General features: G+C 43.8%; 1 protein-coding gene. It reads right to left on the reverse strand.

Annotated features, from left to right (window positions below):
- Nucleotides 1-123: 123 nt before the first annotated feature.
- The coding region (locus AB4512_RS24210; protein WP_372176035.1) for a tetratricopeptide repeat protein at nt 124-324 on the reverse strand (201 nt) is incomplete at its 5' end.

Raw genomic sequence — 324 nt, forward strand, 5'->3', positions numbered from 1 at the left:
GGATGGAAGACTTTTACTACCATCTCTAGTGTTTGCTTATTGGTACTGAGGAAGTTATCCAAGGTAAACAGTAGATACAAAAAAGCCGATGCTTGGCATCGGCTTCATGATAGTTGTAACAGTTTAAGCTGGTTGAACGAGAGCGAGTGCCTTGCGAGAAACTTCGTGAGCAGCCTTCGTTAAGTTTTGCTTTTCTAGTGCATCAGATAAGTATCCGTAATCTGATACGTTTGAGCGAAGTGCTAGTGCTTTCTCGAAGTGGGTTTGTGCTTCTGACCACTTCTGTTCTCTTAGGTAGAACTGAGCCAATGCGCTGTGTGCTTC

Origin of the sequence: Vibrio sp. 10N.222.52.B7 (assembly GCF_041474275.1) — a bacterium.
GTDB lineage: Bacteria > Pseudomonadota > Gammaproteobacteria > Enterobacterales > Vibrionaceae > Vibrio > Vibrio crassostreae_C.